Origin of the sequence: Dietzia sp. Die43 (assembly GCF_024519835.1) — a bacterium.
GTDB classification, from domain to species: Bacteria; Actinomycetota; Actinomycetes; order Mycobacteriales; family Mycobacteriaceae; genus Dietzia; species Dietzia kunjamensis.
Map to the genome: position 1 here is coordinate 1 of NZ_JALJRF010000077.1, position 372 is coordinate 372.

Genomic DNA, 372 nt, shown 5'->3' on the forward strand with positions numbered 1-372 from the left:
GAGAAAAAGAAAGAGGAGAAAGGGGAGAAGGAAGAGAAGAAGGAGAAAGGGGAGGAAAGAGGAAGGGAGGAGGGAGAGGAGAAAGGGGGGGGAGGAGGAAAGGGAGGAGAAAGGAAGAGGAGGAAGGAGGAGGGGGAAAAGAGAGGAGAAGAAAAGGGAAGAAAGAGAAGGGAAGAGGGGAAGAGGGAGAGGGAAGAGAGAGGAGGGGGGGGAGGAAAGAAGGGGGGGGGGGAGGAAGGGAAAAAAGAGGGAAAAAAGAAAGGAGAAAAGGGGGAAGGGAGGGGAGGAGGAGGAAGAGGAAGGAAAGAAGGAAAAGGGGAACGCCTCGCAGGTGCCAAGAACATCATTGCGATCGACACTGTGGCTTACAAA

The 372-nt window shown here is 53.8% G+C and carries 1 pseudogene; it reads left to right on the plus strand.

Annotated features, from left to right (window positions below):
* A pseudogene (locus NR111_RS18890) lies at positions 1 to 372 on the plus strand (hypothetical protein); the annotation flags it as partial.